General features: G+C 40.1%; 20 protein-coding genes. 9 read left to right on the forward strand and 11 right to left on the reverse strand.

Annotation, left to right across the window (positions count from 1 at the left end):
- The first annotated feature begins 228 nt into the window (after positions 1-228).
- Entirely contained in the window at positions 229-1689 is a 1461-nt protein-coding gene (locus tag CIK00_RS02480) for an aminoacyl-histidine dipeptidase (RefSeq protein ID WP_101767336.1), read from the forward strand.
- An 80-nt stretch (positions 1690-1769) separates the two neighbouring features.
- Here CIK00_RS02480 and dinB read toward each other — a convergent pair whose 3' ends face one another.
- The 10 genes from dinB to CIK00_RS02525 all read right to left on the reverse strand — a co-directional run bounded on the left by dinB (position 1770) and on the right by CIK00_RS02525 (position 11247).
- Positions 1770-2843, reverse strand: a complete 1074-nt coding sequence (gene dinB, locus CIK00_RS02485; RefSeq protein ID WP_101767337.1) for a DNA polymerase IV — start codon at positions 2841-2843, stop codon at positions 1770-1772.
- 267 nt (positions 2844-3110) lie between these two features.
- Entirely contained in the window at positions 3111-3332 is a 222-nt protein-coding gene (gene nqrM / locus CIK00_RS02490; RefSeq protein ID WP_101767338.1) for a (Na+)-NQR maturation NqrM, read from the reverse strand.
- A gap of 11 nt (positions 3333-3343) precedes the next feature.
- The gene (locus CIK00_RS02495) at positions 3344-4369 is read right to left on the reverse strand and encodes an FAD:protein FMN transferase (RefSeq protein ID WP_101767339.1); all 1026 of its coding nucleotides are present in this window, start codon (positions 4367-4369) and stop codon (positions 3344-3346) included.
- A gap of 161 nt (positions 4370-4530) precedes the next feature.
- Positions 4531-5754 carry an NADH:ubiquinone reductase (Na(+)-transporting) subunit F gene (gene nqrF, locus CIK00_RS02500; RefSeq protein ID WP_101767340.1) on the reverse strand — a complete coding sequence of 408 codons (1224 nt, stop codon included), beginning with the start codon at positions 5752-5754 and terminating at the stop codon, positions 4531-4533.
- 23 nt (positions 5755-5777) lie between these two features.
- Complete coding sequence (nqrE, locus tag CIK00_RS02505; RefSeq protein WP_045037580.1) at positions 5778-6374, reverse strand: NADH:ubiquinone reductase (Na(+)-transporting) subunit E; 597 nt, start codon at positions 6372-6374, stop codon at positions 5778-5780.
- Between the two features lie 7 nt (positions 6375-6381).
- Positions 6382-7014 (reverse strand): NADH:ubiquinone reductase (Na(+)-transporting) subunit D, encoded by a 633-nt coding sequence (locus CIK00_RS02510; protein ID WP_036795778.1) that lies wholly within the window; start codon positions 7012-7014, stop codon positions 6382-6384.
- The gene (locus CIK00_RS02515) at positions 7007-7798 is read right to left on the reverse strand and encodes a Na(+)-translocating NADH-quinone reductase subunit C (protein WP_101767341.1); all 792 of its coding nucleotides are present in this window, start codon (positions 7796-7798) and stop codon (positions 7007-7009) included. The genes CIK00_RS02510 and CIK00_RS02515 overlap by 8 nt, the downstream gene beginning before the upstream one ends.
- The gene (locus tag CIK00_RS21420; RefSeq protein WP_193435446.1) at positions 7788-9032 is read right to left on the reverse strand and encodes an NADH:ubiquinone reductase (Na(+)-transporting) subunit B; all 1245 of its coding nucleotides are present in this window, start codon (positions 9030-9032) and stop codon (positions 7788-7790) included. Before CIK00_RS21420 ends, CIK00_RS02515 begins: the two co-directional genes overlap by 11 nt.
- Before the next feature lie 3 nt (positions 9033-9035).
- The gene (locus CIK00_RS21425; protein WP_193435447.1) at positions 9036-10376 is read right to left on the reverse strand and encodes a Na(+)-translocating NADH-quinone reductase subunit A; all 1341 of its coding nucleotides are present in this window, start codon (positions 10374-10376) and stop codon (positions 9036-9038) included.
- Positions 10377-10932: 556 nt separating this feature from the next.
- On the reverse strand, positions 10933-11247 hold the full coding sequence (locus CIK00_RS02525; RefSeq protein WP_101767342.1) for a BolA/IbaG family iron-sulfur metabolism protein: 315 nt from the start codon (positions 11245-11247) through the stop codon (positions 10933-10935).
- A 150-nt stretch (positions 11248-11397) separates the two neighbouring features.
- On the opposite strand from CIK00_RS02525, the gene CIK00_RS02530 reads away from it, so the two are divergent.
- From CIK00_RS02530 to CIK00_RS02565, 8 genes are all read left to right on the forward strand, one after another.
- The gene (locus tag CIK00_RS02530) at positions 11398-12522 is read left to right on the forward strand and encodes a methyltransferase (RefSeq protein WP_101767343.1); all 1125 of its coding nucleotides are present in this window, start codon (positions 11398-11400) and stop codon (positions 12520-12522) included.
- A gap of 80 nt (positions 12523-12602) precedes the next feature.
- The gene (locus CIK00_RS02535) at positions 12603-13178 is read left to right on the forward strand and encodes a YajG family lipoprotein (RefSeq protein ID WP_101767344.1); all 576 of its coding nucleotides are present in this window, start codon (positions 12603-12605) and stop codon (positions 13176-13178) included.
- Positions 13178-13729 carry a peptidylprolyl isomerase gene (locus CIK00_RS02540; RefSeq protein ID WP_101767345.1) on the forward strand — a complete coding sequence of 184 codons (552 nt, stop codon included), beginning with the start codon at positions 13178-13180 and terminating at the stop codon, positions 13727-13729. The genes CIK00_RS02535 and CIK00_RS02540 overlap by 1 nt, the downstream gene beginning before the upstream one ends.
- 53 nt (positions 13730-13782) lie before the next feature.
- Positions 13783-14151 (forward strand): hypothetical protein, encoded by a 369-nt coding sequence (locus CIK00_RS02545; RefSeq protein WP_101767346.1) that lies wholly within the window; start codon positions 13783-13785, stop codon positions 14149-14151.
- Positions 14152-14330: 179 nt separating this feature from the next.
- Complete coding sequence (locus CIK00_RS02550; protein WP_101767347.1) at positions 14331-15719, forward strand: AmpG family muropeptide MFS transporter; 1389 nt, start codon at positions 14331-14333, stop codon at positions 15717-15719.
- Positions 15720-16026: 307 nt separating this feature from the next.
- Positions 16027-16833 carry a nucleoside-specific channel-forming Tsx family protein gene (locus CIK00_RS02555; RefSeq protein ID WP_101767348.1) on the forward strand — a complete coding sequence of 269 codons (807 nt, stop codon included), beginning with the start codon at positions 16027-16029 and terminating at the stop codon, positions 16831-16833.
- 108 nt (positions 16834-16941) lie between these two features.
- Positions 16942-17847 carry a 2-dehydropantoate 2-reductase gene (gene panE, locus CIK00_RS02560; RefSeq protein ID WP_101767349.1) on the forward strand — a complete coding sequence of 302 codons (906 nt, stop codon included), beginning with the start codon at positions 16942-16944 and terminating at the stop codon, positions 17845-17847.
- Entirely contained in the window at positions 17840-18448 is a 609-nt protein-coding gene (locus CIK00_RS02565; protein WP_101767350.1) for a DJ-1 family glyoxalase III, read from the forward strand. The genes panE and CIK00_RS02565 overlap by 8 nt, the downstream gene beginning before the upstream one ends.
- Positions 18449-18548: 100 nt before the next feature.
- On the opposite strand, the gene thiI is transcribed toward CIK00_RS02565, so the two are convergent.
- Positions 18549-20000, reverse strand: coding sequence for a tRNA uracil 4-sulfurtransferase ThiI (thiI, locus tag CIK00_RS02570; protein ID WP_101767351.1), 1452 nt, complete (start codon positions 19998-20000; stop codon positions 18549-18551).
- Positions 20001-20021: the final 21 nt, after the last annotated feature.

The following is a 20021-nucleotide window of genomic DNA, read 5'->3' on the forward strand; positions in this document are numbered from 1 at the left end:
TACATACAATGCATGACCATAGTAATAGCCGCGTATGGCATTAGCAGTAACGTAATAATCGCAGAAATCAGTGCTATAAGATTTTATTATTTGCGCTATCCCCCCTAAAGACAGAATGATATGCTAAAACCAAAGCGATAAAAATATTCGTTATCTATTTGTCATTTTACGGCTAACACCCTACAAAATGACACTAGCCCAATCTCGTATATAAAAAGGAAGGCTACCGTGTCTGAAATTACTCAACTATCACCAAAAGCTGTTTGGCATTTCTTTGATCAGATTTGTTCAATCCCTCACCCTTCTAAATATGAAGAGCAACTAGCACAATACATTGTATCGTTCGCACAAGCTGAAGGGTTAGATGTTCGTCGCGATAATACAGGTAACGTTATTATTAAAAAACCAGCGACTGCTGGCATGGAAAACCGTAAAGGTGTCGTACTTCAAGCACACATTGATATGGTGCCACAAAAAAATGAAGACACCGTACATGACTTTACTCAAGATCCAATTCTGCCCTTTATTGATGGTGAATGGGTAACAGCGACAGGTACAACACTAGGTGCAGATAATGGCATGGGCATGGCAACCTGTCTTGCAATTCTAGCGGCTAAAGACATCGAACATGGTCCATTAGAAATATTATTAACCATCGATGAAGAAACTGGCATGACAGGTGCTTTTGGCTTGGAAGCTGGCTGGCTTGAAGGCGATATTCTATTGAATACTGACTCTGAGCAAGAAGGCGAAATTTACATGGGTTGCGCAGGCGGTGTTGATGTCGCGTTAACCATTGATATTCAACGTGAAGCTATTCCTGCTGAACATCAAGCAATTAAATTAGTCGTTAAAGGCTTAAAAGGTGGTCACTCTGGCTGTGATATTCACACAGGTCGAGGCAACGCTAATAAAATAATGGCGCGTTTCTTAGTCGGTCATGCTAATGAGCTTGATCTACGTATCAATAACTTCACTGGCGGTAGCCTACGAAATGCCCTACCTCGTGAAGCAACGGTAATTGCGACCTTACCAACAGCAAACATCGATAAACTTAATGCATTATTTGCAGAATACCAACAAATCGTTAGTGTTGAGTTAGGCCATGTTGAAACTGACATTACACTATTTACCGAAGTATGTGCACAGCCTAACGATGTTATGGTACTCGCTGATCAAACACGTTTAATCCATACGCTAAATGTTTGTCCTAACGGTGTTATTCGCATGAGCGATGATATTGAAGGAGTAGTAGAAACATCATTAAATATGGGTGTGATCACTACCGAAGCAAATAATGTAACGATCTTATGTCTGATCCGTTCATTGATCGACTCAGGTCGTAGCTACGTTGAAGGTATGTTGCAATCATTAGCGGCACTTACTGGCGCACAATGTGACGTATCTGGTGCATACCCTGGTTGGAAACCTGATGCTGATTCTGAAATCATGCAAGTATTCCGTGATACCTACCAACAAATGTACGGCAATAAGCCGAATATTATGGTGATCCACGCAGGTCTTGAGTGTGGTCTATTTAAAGAACCTTACCCAGAAATGGACATGTTGTCATTTGGTCCAACAATCAAATTCCCTCACTCTCCTGATGAGAAAGTGAAAATTGATACCGTACAAATGTTCTGGGATCAAATGCTAGCGATTCTAAAAAATATTCCTGTTAAAAAATAACACGAATAGCTAATTTGACAACCAGTTCAAAAACGGGCCCTGCGCCCGTTTTTTATTATTCAATATGATCATCCAGACAATCAAAAACCAAACGATAATTGTTGAGCCTTTAATCCTTGCTCTAAACCAACACTTAATCCAATTAAACGAATTTCTCGTCCTTGTTGACGAGTCAGTGCTTCTGTTAATAATGTCACAAATTGCTGTTTATCGAGTTTAGGACAACTATGCTCTACCGTTGTTTGCTGAAAATCTGCAAATTTTAGTTTTATCCCTTGTTTTGCAATATTCAGTTGTGGTCGTACTTTTCGTAACCGCTGTTCAAGCTCTACATGTAGAAGCTCAATTACCTGCCAACATTCATCAAAACTACTAATATTTTTATTAAACGTACGTTCAACTCCAACCGATTTACGCTGGCGCTCCACAATCACTTCTCGTTCATCAATACCATGAGCGCGTAACCATAATGATTGCCCAAACTTACCGAACTGTTGCAATAACTGCTGTTGAGCATAATTTTGCACGTCACGACCAACATATAACCCTTGCTGATGCAGTTTCTGAATAGTGACTTTCCCTACCCCTGGAATTTTCTCCAGTTTAAGCTCGGCGACAAAATCATCCACTTGATCAGGAGTAACGACATATTGACCATTAGGCTTATTAAGATCAGAGGCGACTTTTGCTATAAATTTAACCGGAGCAATCCCAGCAGATGCGGTTAATCGCAGTTCTTGCTCAATCGTTTGGCGAATATGTAGTGCAATCAAGGTTGCAGAACCATGAAGCATCTCGCAATCACTGACATCTAAATACGCTTCATCTAATGACAATGGCTCAATTTTATCGGTATAACGAGCAAAGATAGCCCGTATTTGTTGAGAAACCTGACGATACACTTCCATTCGCCCATGCACTAACGTTAAATGTGGACACAGTTTCATCGCTTGTGCGGTTGGCATTGCAGAATGAATACCATATTTACGCGCTAAATAATTACAAGTACTCACTACGCCACGTTGTTCAGAGCGACCACCAATAGCAATAGGAATATCACGTAAGGCAGGGTTATCGCGCATTTCAACAGCCGCATAAAAACAATCCATATCAACATGGATAATTTTACGTTGGATTGGCAATGGATTGGTCACAGTAAATACTCATCAATGAACACAGCAAATAACTGTTTTTATATACAGTTGTTATACGCTAATTTACTTAATCACTGTCAATATAGCAATGATCTATTTGGATTGAAGATAGCCACTAATGACGCGAGTTAGAGTATCTCAACTTAAATATCCATCACTTTAATCTTAGCTTAAATAACACATATAAAAAAACCTAGATATGACAAAGTCTTTGTCTAACCTAGGCTTTAACGTAAGTAATGACTTACATATTAATATTTAAATCAGTTAAATAATCTGATTTTTCTTCCATTCAGCTTGACGTTCTGCGCGGGCTTCACGCTTTTTACGCGCATCGCACGGTTCTGGGCAATCACATTCTTTCGCGATCCCAATCCCGTCTAAGCCACCACAACTGCCACTAACAGATTTACGTTGAAAAATATAGCCTACTGCCATTGCAATAATAACCAGTAGAAAAGCAGCAAATGTTACTAAATAAATTGCCATGGACGCCTCTATTATTTTTTATCTACGTATTGCTCAAAAGTCTTTGATTTGTATTCAATAAAGCCATCTTTGGTCTTTACAATCAACATGACTGGAATATTTTCTTGGTTTGCAAGCGCAATTGATTCATCCTCTCCCATTACCGAGAAGGTTGTCGCATAAGCATCAGCCGTCATGCATGATGATGCAATAACGGTTACAGACACGACATGATTATCAATCGGACGACCCGTTTTAGGGTTAATCAAGTGTGAGTAGCGTACACCATTCTCATCAAAGTAATTACGGTAATCACCTGATGTTGCAATCGCCATATTGCCCACTTGCAGAATTTCTTGCACTGCACGCTCATTCTCTACTGGTTTTTCAACTGCAATCCGCCATAAAACATTGGCTTGATTTTTACCTTGCAAGCGTAATTCACCACCAACATCGACCATGAAATTTTTAACGTGTAAGTCATCTTTTAGATAATCAGCAACAACGTCAACCCCATAGCCTTTCGCAATTGAAGATAAATCAACATAAAGCTTAGCTTCGTCTTTTACTAATTGATTACCCGCTAACACTTGCAGATGCTGATAACCCACTTCAGAAAGACGAGTAGTCACATCTTTATCAGTTGGAATTGATTCTGGACGCGCTTCAGGACCAAAGCTCCATAAATTAACCACAGGCCCAACAGTGACATCATAAGCACCATGACTAACGTTAGAGATACGTAATGCTTCAGTGATTACTTTTGCTGTCGCTGCTGAGACTGGAAAAGGTTTATTCGCTGGTGATTGATTAAATAGGCTTAATTCAGATTGTGGACGATAGGTCGACATTTGATCATTAACCAACTCTAAACGACGATCAATCTCTTGTTGGATCACTTTCGTTGTTGGTAAACCATCTTGATTAATTATTTTAATTGAATAATAGGTTCCCATTGTCGAGCCATTAATAGTGATTTGCTGACGCTGATCACCACAGCCGGCAAGCGCTAACAATGCTGTAACCACAACTACAGCCCGAATAAGGAACATTTTCATTCAACTACTCCAATGAAATAAAAGGTAATTTTTACTCTAGCGACCATAGTTAGTCGTCACTAACTGATAATAACCACAATAAAAATAACATTACTATTCATTAATAATGAAAAAGGCTGACCTTAATAGGCCAGCCTTTTTTCAAGGCGAAGGGCTAGTAATTAGCCACCGAAATCATCCAATAGAATGTTTTCATCTTCAACACCAAGATCTTTCAGCATGCTGATAACAGCAGCGTTCATCATTGGTGGACCACACATGTAGTACTCACAATCTTCAGGTGCTTCATGATCACGTAAGTAGTTTTCATAAAGAACGTTGTGAATAAAGCCAGTGTAGCCATCCCAGTTATCTTCAGGCTGTGGATCAGACAACGCACAATGCCATACAAAGTTAGGATTTTCAGCTGCTAATGAGTCAAAATCTTCTTCATAGAACATTTCACGCTTAGAACGTGCACCATACCAGTAAGACATCTTACGCTTAGAGTGTAGACGCTTAAGTTGATCGAAGATATGAGAACGCATTGGCGCCATACCTGCACCACCACCGATGAATACCATTTCATTTTCAGTATCTTTAGCGAAGAACTCGCCAAAAGGACCAGAAATAGTACACTTGTCACCTTCTTTAAGTGACCAGATGAATGATGACATTTGACCAGGAGCGACATTAGGATTATTTGGCGGCGGCGTAGCAATACGCACGTTTAGCAAAATAATACCAAACTCTTCTGGGTAGTTAGCCATTGAGTAAGCACGGATGATATCTTCATCAACCTTAGACTCGTAGCGGAACAAGTTAAACTTATCCCAATCGCCACGATACTCTTCTGGTACATCAAAGTCTGAGTATTGAATGTGGTGAGCAGGCGCTTCAATCTGAATGTAACCACCAGCACGGAAAGGTACTGTTTCGCCATCTGGAATTTGAAGCTTAAGCTCTTTAATGAAGGTTGCTTTGTTATCGTTAGAGATAACTGAACATTCCCACTTCTTCACACCAAAAATTTCTTCTGGAAGCACGATTTCCATGTCAGATTTAACGTTAACCTGACACGCTAGACGTTCGCCTTCACGTGCTTCACCTTTAGAAATATGATCAAGTTCTGTTGGTAGAATATCACCACCGCCAGATTTGATTTTTACACGACACTGACCACAAGAGCCACCGCCACCACATGCTGATGATACAAAAATACCGTTAGCAGAAAGTGCTGTCAGTAATTTACCGCCCGCACTTGTGGTGATCGCTTTTTCTGGATCGCCGTTTACTGAGATAGTAATGTCACCTGATGGTACTAGCTTAGATTTAGCGAATAAAATCACTAAAACTAGAGCCAGGATAATCAAGGTAAACATGCCTACGCCAAGAATAATATCCATTGACTATTCCTTCCTTATCCTGATTACAGCTGTACGCCAGAGAAAGACATAAAGCCTAACGCCATAAGACCAACAGTGATAAAAGTAATACCTAAACCACGAAGACCAGCTGGTACATCTGAGTATTTCATCTTCTCACGGATACCCGCAAGCGCAACAATTGCCAACATCCAACCAACACCAGAGCCGAAGCCATAGACAATTGATTCTGTGAAGTTGTAATCACGCTGCACCATGAAAGATACACCACCGAAGATTGCACAGTTAACTGTGATCAACGGTAAGAAAATACCTAGTGCGTTGTATAGCGGCGGGAAAAAACGGTCAAGAACCATTTCAAGGATCTGAACCAATGCCGCGATAACACCGATGAACGTAATAAAGTTCAAGAAGGTAAGGTCAACACCTGGGAAAATCGCACCATCTTTAAGTACATAGTTGTACACAAGATTGTTTAACGGTACAGATAATGTAAGTACTACGATTACCGCAACACCTAGACCAAAAGAGGTCTTAACTTTCTTTGAAACAGCTAAGAAAGTACACATACCCAAGAAGAAAGATAATGCCATGTTCTCGATAAAGATCGAGCGAACCAATAGGCTTAAATAATGTTCCATATTCCTCTTACTCCTTCGCTTCTATTTGTTCTGGACGGAAAGTACGAATAATCCAGATCATGAAACCAATTAGGAAGAACGCAGAAGGAGCCAATAGCATTAGACCGTTCGGGTGATACCAACCGCCATCAGAAGCCAGTGGCAATACCTGCATACCAAATAACTTACCAGAGCCTAAAAGCTCACGGAAGAAAGCAACAGTAATCAATACGAAACCGTAGCCTAAACCGTTACCGATACCATCAATAAATGCAGGTACTGGTGCAGATTTCATTGCATATGCTTCCGCACGACCCATTACGATACAGTTAGTAATGATCAAGCCAACGAATACAGATAGTTGCTTTGATACATCGTAAAGGTAAGCACGTAATACTTCGTCAACCACGATTACCAATGATGCAATAATCGCCATTTGCGCAATAATACGAACGCTATTTGGAATTTGATTACGAACTAATGATACAAAAAAGTTCGAAAATGCAGTTACTAATGTCACTGCAATTGTCATTACAAACGCAGTTTCCAGCTTAGTAGTTACTGCTAATGCTGAACAAACACCAAGAATTTGTAATGCAATTGGGTTATTGCTGATAAAAGGTCCAAATAGGATCTTTTTCATTTCTTTAGTATCAGCCATTATTCAGATCTCCTGCACGTAACTTAGCAAGGTAAGGACCAAAGCCCTGTGCACCGAACCAGAAATCGAAGGTATGCTGTACGCCATTACTTGTTAGCGTTGCACCAGAAAGACCATCAACACCGTGCTCGCCACCTGCAGGCGCGCCACCTTTAAGAATCTTAATTGCAGGTTTGAAGTTCATATCGTACAACTTCTTACCAACAAACTGCTCACGCCATGTTGGGTTTTCAACTTCACCACCCAATCCAGGAGTTTCCGCCTGATCGTAGTAAGTGATGCCGTCAATAGTATTACCATCAGTTGCAACAGCAACGAATGCATACATCATTGACCATAAACCGTTACCGTGAATAGGTAGGATTACTTTAGTAGTTTGATTTGCTGCATCTTTTACAAGATAAACAGTCGCTACGTTTGCACGACGAATGATCTTTGCTAAATCTTCGTTTGCTGGAAGTTTGATAGATTCTTTATCATTCTTCGCTGCGTCACGTTGATTATATTTAGCTGCATTTTCACCAGCAACTTCAGCAACATAATTACCTGTATCAATATTAACAAGCTTAGGCTCGATAAACTGGTTATATGTTTGCTGAATGTTAGTGTCTTTATTTAATAAACCTGCAACAGCAAGAATATTGCGTTGTACGTCAAGTACGGCATTTTCTTGTTGTTTCGGGCGTAGAACCACTGCTGCTGTAGATACGATGATTGAACACACAAGGCTCAATACTACAACAAAAATCAGCGTTCTTGAGAAGCTATCCTTATTACTTGCCATGACGAGCCAGTCTCCGTTTGATGTTGCCTTGAACAACTAGGTTGTCAAATAGAGGTGCAAATAGGTTAGCAAATAGAATCGCTAGCATCATGCCTTCTGGGTATGCAGGGTTAACTACACGTACCATTACAGCCATTGCACCTATCAGTGCGCCGTACCACCATTTTGCTTTATTGGTGAACGCAGCCGACACTGGATCTGTCGCCATAAACATCATACCAAACGCAAAACCACCTAGAACTAGGTGCCATTGCCAAGGCATATTAAACATTGGGTTAGTATCAGAACCAATGATGTTAAATAGCGTTGCAACAACGATCATACCGATCAATGTACCAGCGATAATACGCCATGAAGCAATGCCCATAACAACAATGAATATGCCACCAATAAGGATAGCGAGAGTTGATACTTCACCAATTGAACCTGGAAGATGACCAACGAATGCGTCCATCCAAGAGATTGATTGACCAGTAATAGTGTTAACTACGTCTGCTTGACCACCTTGAGACCACTGACTTAGCGGTGTCGCGCCAGAAAAACCATCCGCCGCATTCCATACTAGGTCGCCAGAAATCTGACCTGGGTATGCGAAGAATAGAAAAGCACGACCAGCAAGTGCTGGGTTAAGGAAGTTACGACCGGTACCACCAAAAATTTCTTTTGCGACAACGACACCAAAAGTAATACCTAAAGCGGCTTGCCAAAGTGGTAGTGTTGGCGGAACGATCAAAGCAAATAAGATCGAAGTAACAAAGAAACCTTCGTTAACTTCATGCTTACGTACCATACAGAACATTACTTCCCAGAAACCACCTACCGCAAATACAACTGCGTAGATAGGTAAGAAGTAAGTCGCACCCAGTAGCATTTTGCTACCCCAACCAGCAGTCGCTGATAGAGTACCGCCTAACATCTGGGTAAACCAGTAATGCCAGTCAGCAGCAATTACTGCTGTTAGTTTGTCTGCTGTGTATAAATGGTTAAGACCAGCAATAGCTTGATCACCCACGTTATACATACCCCAGAACATCGCAGGGAATACCGCAAACCATACCATGATCATGATACGTTTAAGGTCAATACTGTCACGAACGTGCGCAGATGAACGCGTCACTTGTCCTGGCGTATACATAAGAGTGGCAAACGCTTCATACAACGCAAACCAACGCTCATGCTTACCACCTGGTTCAAAGTGGTGCTCGATGCCTTCGAGGAAATTCTTGAAACCCATGAATTACCCTTCCTTCTCAATTTTGTCCAAACACTCACGCATCATTGGACCAAACTCATATTTACCAGGACACACGAACGTACATAGTGCTAGATCTTCTTCATCTAGTTCTAGTAGGCCCAATTGTTGTGCACTGTCAATATCACCTGCACAAATGTCGCGCAGTAATAGTGTTGGTTCAATATCAAGTGGCATTACTTTTTCGTAACTACCAATTGGCACCATGGCACGTTCACTACCGTTAGTCGTTGTTGTCATGTTGAACAACTGACCTGGGAAGAACTGGCTCATGAAAGCACGAGTAACAGAAAACTTGTTTTTACCAGGAACAATCCAGCCTAAGAATTCTTTCTCATAGCCTTCACGTAATGCAGAAACTTGTAAGTGGTAACGACCAAGGTATCCATGAACACCTTCAGCTTTAACACCATTAAGTACTGAGCCTGATAGCACACGCAGTTGACCAGGCATCATTTCTGAATCAGTTAAGTCAGAAATAGAAGCACCGATTTGCGTACGTACTAAACGTGGATTAGTAACCACAGGACCTGCAAGCGCAACTACACGACCAGTGAAAATTTCACCAGTAAGGAATAACTTACCAAACGCAATCACGTCTTGGTAATTAATGTTCCATGCAATGTTCTTAGCGTCTGCACCGAACAACATATGAATATGTGTGCCGGCTAAACCTGCTGGGTGTGGACCATTAAATACGTGCTCTTCAACATTAGCTGCAGTTGAACGAGGCAGGCTTGCACCTGATTTACACACGTAAACTTTGCCACTAGTCAAACGAGAAAGCACAGTTAAACCAGCAATGAACGCTTCACCTTGTTCATTAATGATAACTTCTGGGTTAGCCGCTAATGGATTGGTATCCATTGCAGTAACAAAAATCGCTTTCGATTCTGAACCAACAGCAGGTACTTTACTGAACGGGCGCGTACGAAGCGCTGTCCACATACCTGATTCAACTAATTGATCAACCACAACCGCACGGCTTAACTGTGCTAATTGTGTTGCTTCATACTTGTTAAACGTAATTTGCTCATCACCTTCTACATCAATAACCACTGATTGTAGAACGCGCTTAGCGCCACGGTTAACTTCTATTACCTTACCACTAGCTGGTGCAGTGAATTTAACACCCAGATTCTTTTTATCTTCAAAAAGAACCTGACCTTTTTTCACTACATCCCCTACGCGAGTATGCATTGTAGGACGCATACCAACATATTCTTCGCCAAGCAAAGCGACTTTAGAAATGGCATTACCATCGTGTATCGTCTGGGCAGGAGTCCCGGAAATTGGGATATCCAAACCCCTTTTTATTGTAATCATACGCACTTGCACTACATTAAAGGGAAAAAAGAATTTTCATATTGCGTAATTAAGATACTACGTTCCTTGGCCTGATATCGATGAACAGGCAGTGACAACAATCACTGAACGACTCCGTATCGCAACATCCAGTTAACTACTTCGCTATAAACACTGCTGCGCGAGTAATTTTTCAGCCCGCGATTCTACCATTAATTAACTCATTTTTTCTATGGCAATCCTTCTAATTACGTGTAAAAACCACATAACAAATAAGACGCAATAGGTTTGTTAACTAATAAATATGATCAACTGCACATTTACGGGATCTTTTTACATAAATATGAAATATGAAATTTGACAGTATATTTAACAATATTGCAAAAAATACCACTCGACAACACAGGATATCAACATAAATACAAACTTATCATCAAGCCTGTGATGGTCAGTACTATTTTTACTATGCAATTAACATTTTCACAACAACCATAATAAACCACAATCAACACTGTAACTTATTAAAAACGTCATAAAAATTCATTTTGTTAATGACTTTACAATACTAACATCTTTATCATTTATCTAATGTTGAACCACCATGACATTTTGGAGATACTGGCGCATTAAGTTGTTGCTGCCATTCTAATTCTGTATAAGTATGGATAGCAAGTGCATGAATATGATTTGCTAACTCATCGGCTAAACACTGATTCACCGCACGATGACGGGTAATAAGGCGTTGACCTTCAAATTGAGCACTCACTACCACTACTTTGAAATGGCTTTCTGAACCTTCAGGAACGTTGTGCATATAACTTTCATTAAGAACGTCAAGATGCACAGGTGCAAAGCTATGATTTAACTTTGCTTCGATTTGGGGCTGAATCATAATATCCTCAACTAAAAAAGCAGTTTTTCACCACTAATAATAACAATTCCTTATTATTATGGTGTTAACTTGATAGATTTCCTTTCAAGCGTTTCTCTGTTCTGCGAAAATGCTCTACTATTTCGCCAACATACTCGAAAGTTATTCTTAATGAAACCAGAGCTAACCTTGCACCAACGTACGTTAACGCTAACCCGTTTCCCTGTACGCAAAAATGAAACCCTGCAAGCATGGGATGCCGCAGATGAATACTTGATCAATCATTGTCATACAATCGATATTGATCCTCTACGGCCAATATTAATCCTCAATGATAATTTTGGTGCATTAAGTTGCTGGTTTGCAAACCAAGCACCCGTTACTACAGTGACGGATTCTTTTATCACCCAGCAAGCCATTATTAATAACTTAAATGCCAATAATTTACCGGCAGCCACTATTATTGATTGTCTCGCTGAATTACCCGAAAATCCACAACTAGTATTGATTAAGCAACCTAAAAACAATCGTCTACTTAGCTGGCAATTACAACAACTTTGTCACCTATTACCACAAGATTGTGTAGTGATTACAACAGGTAAAGCGAAAGAAATTCACTCATCAACCTTAAAATTGTTTGAGAAATATTTAGGCACGACCAAAACTTCTCTCGCGGTTAAAAAAGCACGATTGATATTCACTACCGTCAATAAATCACTAGCGATGCCAATGCCACAGCCTACGAGCTGGACAGTACCTGAGCATGATTTAACGATGACTAATTATGCCAATGTATTTTCAAGTGATAGTTTAGATATCGGTGGTCGATTTTTATTAGATTTCATTCCATCAAAACCGCAATATAAAGACATTATTGATCTTGGATGTGGTAATGGTGTGATTGGTATTAAAGCAGCACGCTTAAATCCTCATGCTAATGTGACCGGTGTAGATGAAAGCTTTATGGCCGTTGCTTCTTGCCGTGAAAATGCACAACTAAATCTTGCAAGTACAAAAAACTTCAATGTTATGGTTGCCAACTGCTTAGATGACTTTAATAATCAAAGTGCTGACCTAGTGTTATGTAACCCACCGTTCCATCAAAATAATACTATTACCGATCATATTGCTTGGCAAATGTTCTGTGATGCCCAGCGAGTATTACGTCAAAATGGTGAATTAATTATCATTGGTAATCGTCAATTGCAATATCATGAGAAATTAAACCGCATTTTTACCAAAGTTGATACTATTGGTCATAATGATAAATTTGTTGTATTACGTGCAATAAAATAAACCAATATTTATTGTCGTCTAAATTGATATTTAAACGGCAGTAATTATCTACTTTTACTGATAAGCCAAGGGAATGCTTTATGATCAAAAAATACTTTGTCCTGGTATCAACATTGGTATTAAGTGCATGCGCTGCTACACCACCAGCTCCCCTTGCATTAATGCCTACCGCTGTATTGACTTCACAACCGTGGGCACATAACAAAACACTCAATCTAACCTGCGTTGATCAAGCGCCGAATAGTTATATTGCCGTCATTGATAATGGCAGTACTGAAAATGTAGAAGTGGTCCAGCCACAACAACCACTGTCATTAACATTACGCCACGTATTAGCACAACAACTTACTGGTCAAGGCTTTAGCATTAATAACAATGCAACCTCAACCATGGCAGTTACCGTAGAAAAAGCACTAGTCACAATAAAACAGGGACTGGTGGAATATAACATGCGCAGTGAGCTACAATTGCAATTAACGGTAAATACGCCGAATGGACAGTTTATTAAACACTATTCAGGCAACTCAAGTCGTGAAGATGCACTAACTGCGTCGAATAAAGATATCGCAATAAGCATGAATAAACTCATCAATTCTGTACTCACTGAAGTCGCTAATGACAGTGAACTAAATAAATACCTTACGGAGAACATATAATGTCGCGTTTTTTATTAGCTTTATGCTTATTGGTAGCATTACCCGTTAGTGCTGCGACAAAAGTACTTGTTACAACTAACTTAGGTAACTTTACCGTTGAGTTAAATGAAGCAAAAGCACCGATTACCACTAAAAACTTTTTACGTTACGTTGATGATGGTAGTTATGTCGGTACTATCTTCCATCGTGTCATTCCTGGTTTTATGGCACAAGGTGGCGGTTTTAATCAAGCGTTAAAACAGCGTCCTAGCTACCCGCCAATCAAGAATGAAGCGGATAATGGTTTACCCAATAATATGGCAACCATTGCAATGGCTCGTACTCAAAATCCAAACTCAGCCACCCGTCAGTTTTATATCAATCTTGCAAATAATGATTTCTTAAATACCCAAGGCAACCGAACAGGCTATGCTGTATTTGGTAAGGTAATTAAAGGCTTCCCTGTTGTTGAAAAAATGGCAACGATACCGACAACATCTAACCCACAAACAGGTATGAGTGATATACCCCAGCAACCGATTATTATTGAAGCTATGAAAGTCATTAAATAATGTGATTACGTCATCTGTTATGTGCGTAATCACTCACATAACAGGTGATGTCTATGTTGACACTTGCTTATAATCATCCCGCAATCCCCGCACAAGAACGGCGTTTACAACAGTTTATTGTCGATAACGCACCCATTCTTGCATTCAATGCGATTGCCACCAGCCACGGTGATATTACTTACATTCAACTACAAAATGTATTTAACCATCAATTAGCACAATGGTGGATACTCCCTCATGATAATCCACAACCTGCCAATCAATATGAAGCCAGTTATTGGACTTTAATTCAGACATTAAATGGCATTAGTGATTACCAATTAATGGGAGACAGCTTTATCCAACACAAGGTCGTAACCCTCAGTTGTTATTTACTCAATATTGGCCCTTGCCCCCAAATCGCTACGATAAATCGCCCTTAATATTATTAATTGATATAAATAACCAATAAGACAGAATTAAACAGTAAAATATTTGTCTGAAAATCATCAAGTCAATGCGTAAAAAACTGAGAGCTGATAAGCTTTCATTTTACGATCAACATTTTAAGAATTCAGCACACTCGCGACGAGTATTGTTACCTTGATTTCCAGAGGAATATATGGATAAAGCGGCACCTCAACAAAACACTCAGGGCTGGCGCGTTTACGCTAACTCTAAGTCCTTAATCATGTTAGCACTCGGATTTTCATCAGGATTACCGATCTTATTGGTGTTTGGTACTCTGTCTTTTTGGCTCCGTGAAGCCGATGTGAGTAAAACAAGTATTGGTTTTTTTAGCTGGGTCGCTTTAGCTTACGGTTTTAAATGGGCATGGTCACCGTTAGTGGATCGTTTTCCATTACCGATATTTTCACGCTTATTTGGCCGTCGTCGCGGCTGGATGCTATTTTCACAACTTATTATTATTTTATCATTATGCGGCATGGCGTTAAGTAACCCGCAAACTGATTTATTTCAATTCGCTATTTTTGCCATCATGGTCGCTTTTGCCTCTGCCACGCAAGATATTGTTATTGATGCTTTCCGTATTGAACTTGCAACCGAGCGTATGCAAGCAGCATTATCAGCAACCTATTTAGCCGGTTATCGCTTAGCGATGATCATGGCAGGTGCTGGCACATTAGCTTTTGCGGCTTGGTTTGGTTCAGATACTGACTATGATCCTAGTGGTTGGAAAAGTGCTTACTTTATGATGGCGGCAATGATGCTCATTGGCGTTGTCACCACGTTTATTATCAAAGAACCTATCATTGATAATAGTGCCATCAATAAAATAGAAACCGACTACAAACTACAACTTATTGATAAAGGCTATAATAAACACCATGCTAATTTAAGTGCTTGGTTTTATACCGCCGTTATTATGCCATTTCGAGATTTCTTTCAGCGTTATGGTAAAAATGCCCTCTTGATATTACTTTTAATTAGTTGTTACCGCATTTCAGATATTGTCATGGGGGTGATGGCCAATGTGTTCTATGTTGATATGGGCTTTACTAAAAATGAAGTCGCTTCCGTCTCAAAAATCTTTGGGGTAGCAATGACGATTGCGGGTGCTGGACTGGGTGGTATTTTAGTCAGTAAATTTGGTACGCTTAAAATATTAGCGCTAGGTGCACTATTATCAGCGATTACTAACTTATTATTTATTGTCTTTAGCTATGTCGGTAATAACCTTGAAATGCTAACACTGGTTATTTCAGCGGATAACCTTGGTGCAGGTATTGCGACAGCAGCATTTATTACCTTTATGTCAAGTTTAACCAATGTCGCATTCTCAGCAACCCAATATGCGTTGTTTAGTTCGATAATGGTATTATTTCCTAAATTTCTTGCGGGTTTTTCTGGCATCTATATCGACCACTTTGGTTACAATGCTTTTTTCTTAACCACCGCTTTAATGGGTGTTCCGGTATTAATATTAATTCGAATCTTAGCTAATAATTCGGCGCTAAATATTGTTACCAAACCAACCGAATCATCTTAAAGATAATCATATCGCCACGGAAGTTAGCCATAACTCGCTAACTTCCATCACCGACTTGCTAAAACTCACTACTCTAATTGAGCGTCGTTAGTCTATTAAGACAATTTTAAGTTCATTCTAATCTTTCCTCAGTGGATCAATGTCACATTTTTAATTAATGTAATCGATTACATTAGATCATGATCACAAATGGTAAAGGATTGCGCAATCGTTTCATTCCCAAACGAGTAATAAAGCACTAGAATCAGCGCCAACAAACGGGGCGGCCAGAATCCACCATCTAGATCAACATGAGCGAGATAACAAGATGCGCAAATCACTAGTAGCATTAAGCGTTTTAGCAGCAACTGCATTACCTTCGTTAGCTAATGCAGCAGATTACTCTGACAACATCCACAAAAATGATTATAAGTGGATGCAATTCAACTTAATGTACGCGCTGAAAGAATTACCTCGCCCTGCAGATGCACATTCAGGTCACGATTACCTAGAAATGGAATTTGGCGGTCGTTCAGGAATTTTTGATCTTTATGGTTATGTTGATGTATTTAACCTAGCTAACTCTGATAGCAGCGATAAAGCATCAGCAGATGATAAAATGTTCATGAAATTTGCACCTCGCATTTCTCTTGACGCATTAACTGGTAAAGACCTATCTTTCGGCCCAGTAAAAGAACTTTATGTAGCAACACTATTTAACTGGGGCGGTAACAACGGCGGCGTTAATAACTACTTCGTTGGTTTAGGTTCTGATATTGAAGTGCCATGGTTAGGCAAAATGGGCTTTAACGTTTACTCATTGTATGACATGAACGTTAAAGATTGGAACGGTTACCAAGTATCAACTAACTGGTTCAAACCTGTTTACACCTTTGAAAACGGTACTTTCATTTCTTACCAAGGTTACATTGATTACCAATTTGGTATGAAGAAAGAATACACATCAGCAAGCAATGGCGGTGTAATGTACAACGGTATCGTATGGCACTCAGATCACTACGCAGTAGGTTACGGTCTAAAGGCTTACCATAATGTATACGGTATTGATGACGGTACTTTCGGTCTGAAATCATCAGGTGTTTCACAATACTTCAGCCTATCTTACAAGTTCTAAGCTGATGGTATAACACCATAAAAAAAGGCGCTGATGGCGCCTTTTTTGATCGCTGTAATTAGCCACAATGTTATCATGCAATAAATTAGGCTAATAACGGATTCGACTGTGAACATAACCCTGTTAGGCGCTGGTGCTATTGGTGCATTATGGGCGGTAAAATTAACCCAACAACAGCATACTGTACAATTGTGGACTCGACATTCTGCGACTGAAACAACACTGCATTTTAGTGAATTAACCTCACCAACCACAACCGATAGCCATCACTTCAACTGTAACGATCCTCATGCTCTCGCAGCCAGTGAACTACTTATTGTTACTGTTAAAGCATTTCAAGTTGTTACCGCACTGACGCCGCTATTGCCTTATTTGAATACTGATTGCGTGGTAATTATTATGCATAATGGCATCGGTACTCAGTCGCAGGTTCAACAATTATTGCCGCATAATCCGATTATCTATGCCACTACCTCTCAAGCAGCTTTTAAACCTACCCAGACAACGATCCAGCACACTGGCTTAGGGCAAACCTCACTGGGCGCTATCAATGACCCTGCACAATCTCTGTCCCATATCGCCACTCTGTTTGATGCTGCTTTAGCGCCTGCGCAATGGCAAGCTAATATCTATCAGCCGCTATGGCAAAAACTGGCCATCAATTGTGCCATTAACCCGCTCACCGCGCTTCATCAATGTTGTAATGGTGATTTAGCACAAGCCTGTTATCAATCACAGCTCGATGCTATTTACTTAGAAGTTGCACAAGTCATGACCGCTGAAGGTTTTACTACCACTCAACAACAGCTACGCCACCAAGTCGATAATGTTATTACCGCGACAGCTAATAATTATTCCTCCATGAACCGTGATATTTTTCATCATCGACGCACTGAAATCGATTATATTAATGGATATTTAGTTCAACAAGCCCAACGCCACAAGATTGATACACCAATAAACAATCAATTATGGCAGGCAATTAAACATATGGAGTCACTAAACCATGCCTGAATTATGTCCTCGCGTCGTCGTTTGTATTGCCCCCGGCACTGAAGAAATGGAAGCGATTAATGCTATCGCTATTTTAAAACGGGCTCAATTTGAGGTTATTGTGGCCAGTGCAGCTGAAGATGGTGCATTAATTGTTGATGGGTCACGTGGCATTAAACTAGTCGCTGATACCGCATTAATCGCCATTGCAGATGAACAATTTGATGCAGTGGTATTACCCGGAGGCGTTGCAGGAGCAGAGCATTTTCGTGATAGCCCGTTGGTGGTCGAGTTTGTTAAACAACACCATTATGATGGTAAATTGATTGCCGCTATTTGTGCCACACCTGCCATTATGTTTGCCGCTAATGACATGTTTACTAAAGCGATAATGACCTGTCATCCCGCTTTTCATGATCAAATTCCAGCGCCACAATTACGCCCTAAGCGCGTGGTGTATGATAAACATGCTCGACTACTGACGAGTCAAGGCCCGGGTACAGCACAAGAATTTGCGCTTGATATTGTTACTCAGTTAACCAATAAGGCCAGAACAGCCACGATTGCTGAATCGATGGTGGTGTGGCCAAACATGCATTACGATATTATGCCTGAGCGTTAATGTCGCACCGTCAGCATTAAAAAAAGCCCTCAATGATCAGATCATTGAGGGCTTTTTTGATGTCACAAGCGCGGTATTAGATCCGCGCACATGGCATTAATTATAGCGGACGATATACTTTTACGTTTTCGAAGCCATGCTCTTTCAAGTATAAAGCTTGTAAACGACTCATCACACCATGAGCACAGTAAAGTAAGTAAGTCTTCTCTTTGGGTAAGTCACCAAACTGAGTCGCTAACTTGTAGAATGGAATATGTTTCACTTCCACACCGTCAAGTTCTAGCGGGCTTTCATCTTCTTCATCTGGGCTACGAATATCAAGCACAATAGCATCTTCAGCGATGTGCTCGACTAATTCAATTTCAGGGACTTGTTCTTGGCTCTGTTTTTCGATTTCACGAATATCCATCACTCGTGCCTCATCTATAACGCGATCAAGAATAGTAAAATCAAACTTCTCTTCTTCAATCTCAAGCTTTGATTTTACAGCTTTAATTGTTGGACTCTTTGAAATTACACCACAGAACTCAGGCATAGTTGCCGAAAAATCTTCAGTACCAATCTGGCGTGATACATCGATAATATCTTCTTTATCCCAGTTAATTAGTGGACGAAGAATTAACGTATCAGTCACGTTATCAATCATGCGAAGGTTAGTCAGTGTTTGGCTTGAAACCTGACCTAACGCTTCACCAGTCACTAATGCTTGAATACCGAACTTCTCAGCAATACGACCCGCAGCACGCATAAACATACGCTTTAGGACTACACCCATTTGACCGTTATCGACTTTTTCTAAAATCTCGCCAACAACAGGATCAAAATCAACGGCAATAAATTTAACTTTGGCAGATGAACCGTATTTTTTCCACAAGAAGTGAGCAACTTGCTTCACACCAATCTCATGAACAGGACCACCAAGATTAAAGAAACAGTAATGCACTTTACTGCCGCGTTTAATATGAAGATAACTTGAAACACCAGAGTCAAAGCCACCAGAAATAAGGCTTAATACATCTTCTTGTGTACCAAGAGGGAAACCACCTAAACCTTTGTGGCGGAATAACACTTGGTTAAGTAAATTATTCTCAATCTCAATATTAACCGTAATATCAGGTTTTTTAAGTTTTACTTTTGCAGACTCAACCGCTTGATTAAGACCACCACCAACATAACGTTCTGCTTCAATCGAAGTAAAATCATGTTTACCTACACGTTTAGCACGCACACAGAATGTTTTACCTTCAAGACTGTCACCAACAAGTTCCAGTGTTTTCTCAAAGATATTATGAAGATCAGTAAATTCCGTCTGTTGAACTTCAAGTGAGTGGTGAATACCTGGTGTTTGCATTAGGGCTGTAAGCACCATGTCACGTTTAGTTACGTCAGGTTCGTTCACTTCTAACGAAAAACGACGGTTATAAACACTAACAGATTCAGACTGACGCTTTAAAATAATACGCAGGTTAGACTCAAGAATTTTGATAAAACGCTTACGTACTGAGTCACTTTTAACAAAAATCTCTGGATGTGGTTTAACTATAAATTTCATAACACACTTCGCTTCACTGGG

This window comes from Photobacterium carnosum (genome assembly GCF_002849605.1).
In the GTDB taxonomy this organism is placed as follows: Bacteria; Pseudomonadota; Gammaproteobacteria; order Enterobacterales; family Vibrionaceae; genus Photobacterium; species Photobacterium carnosum.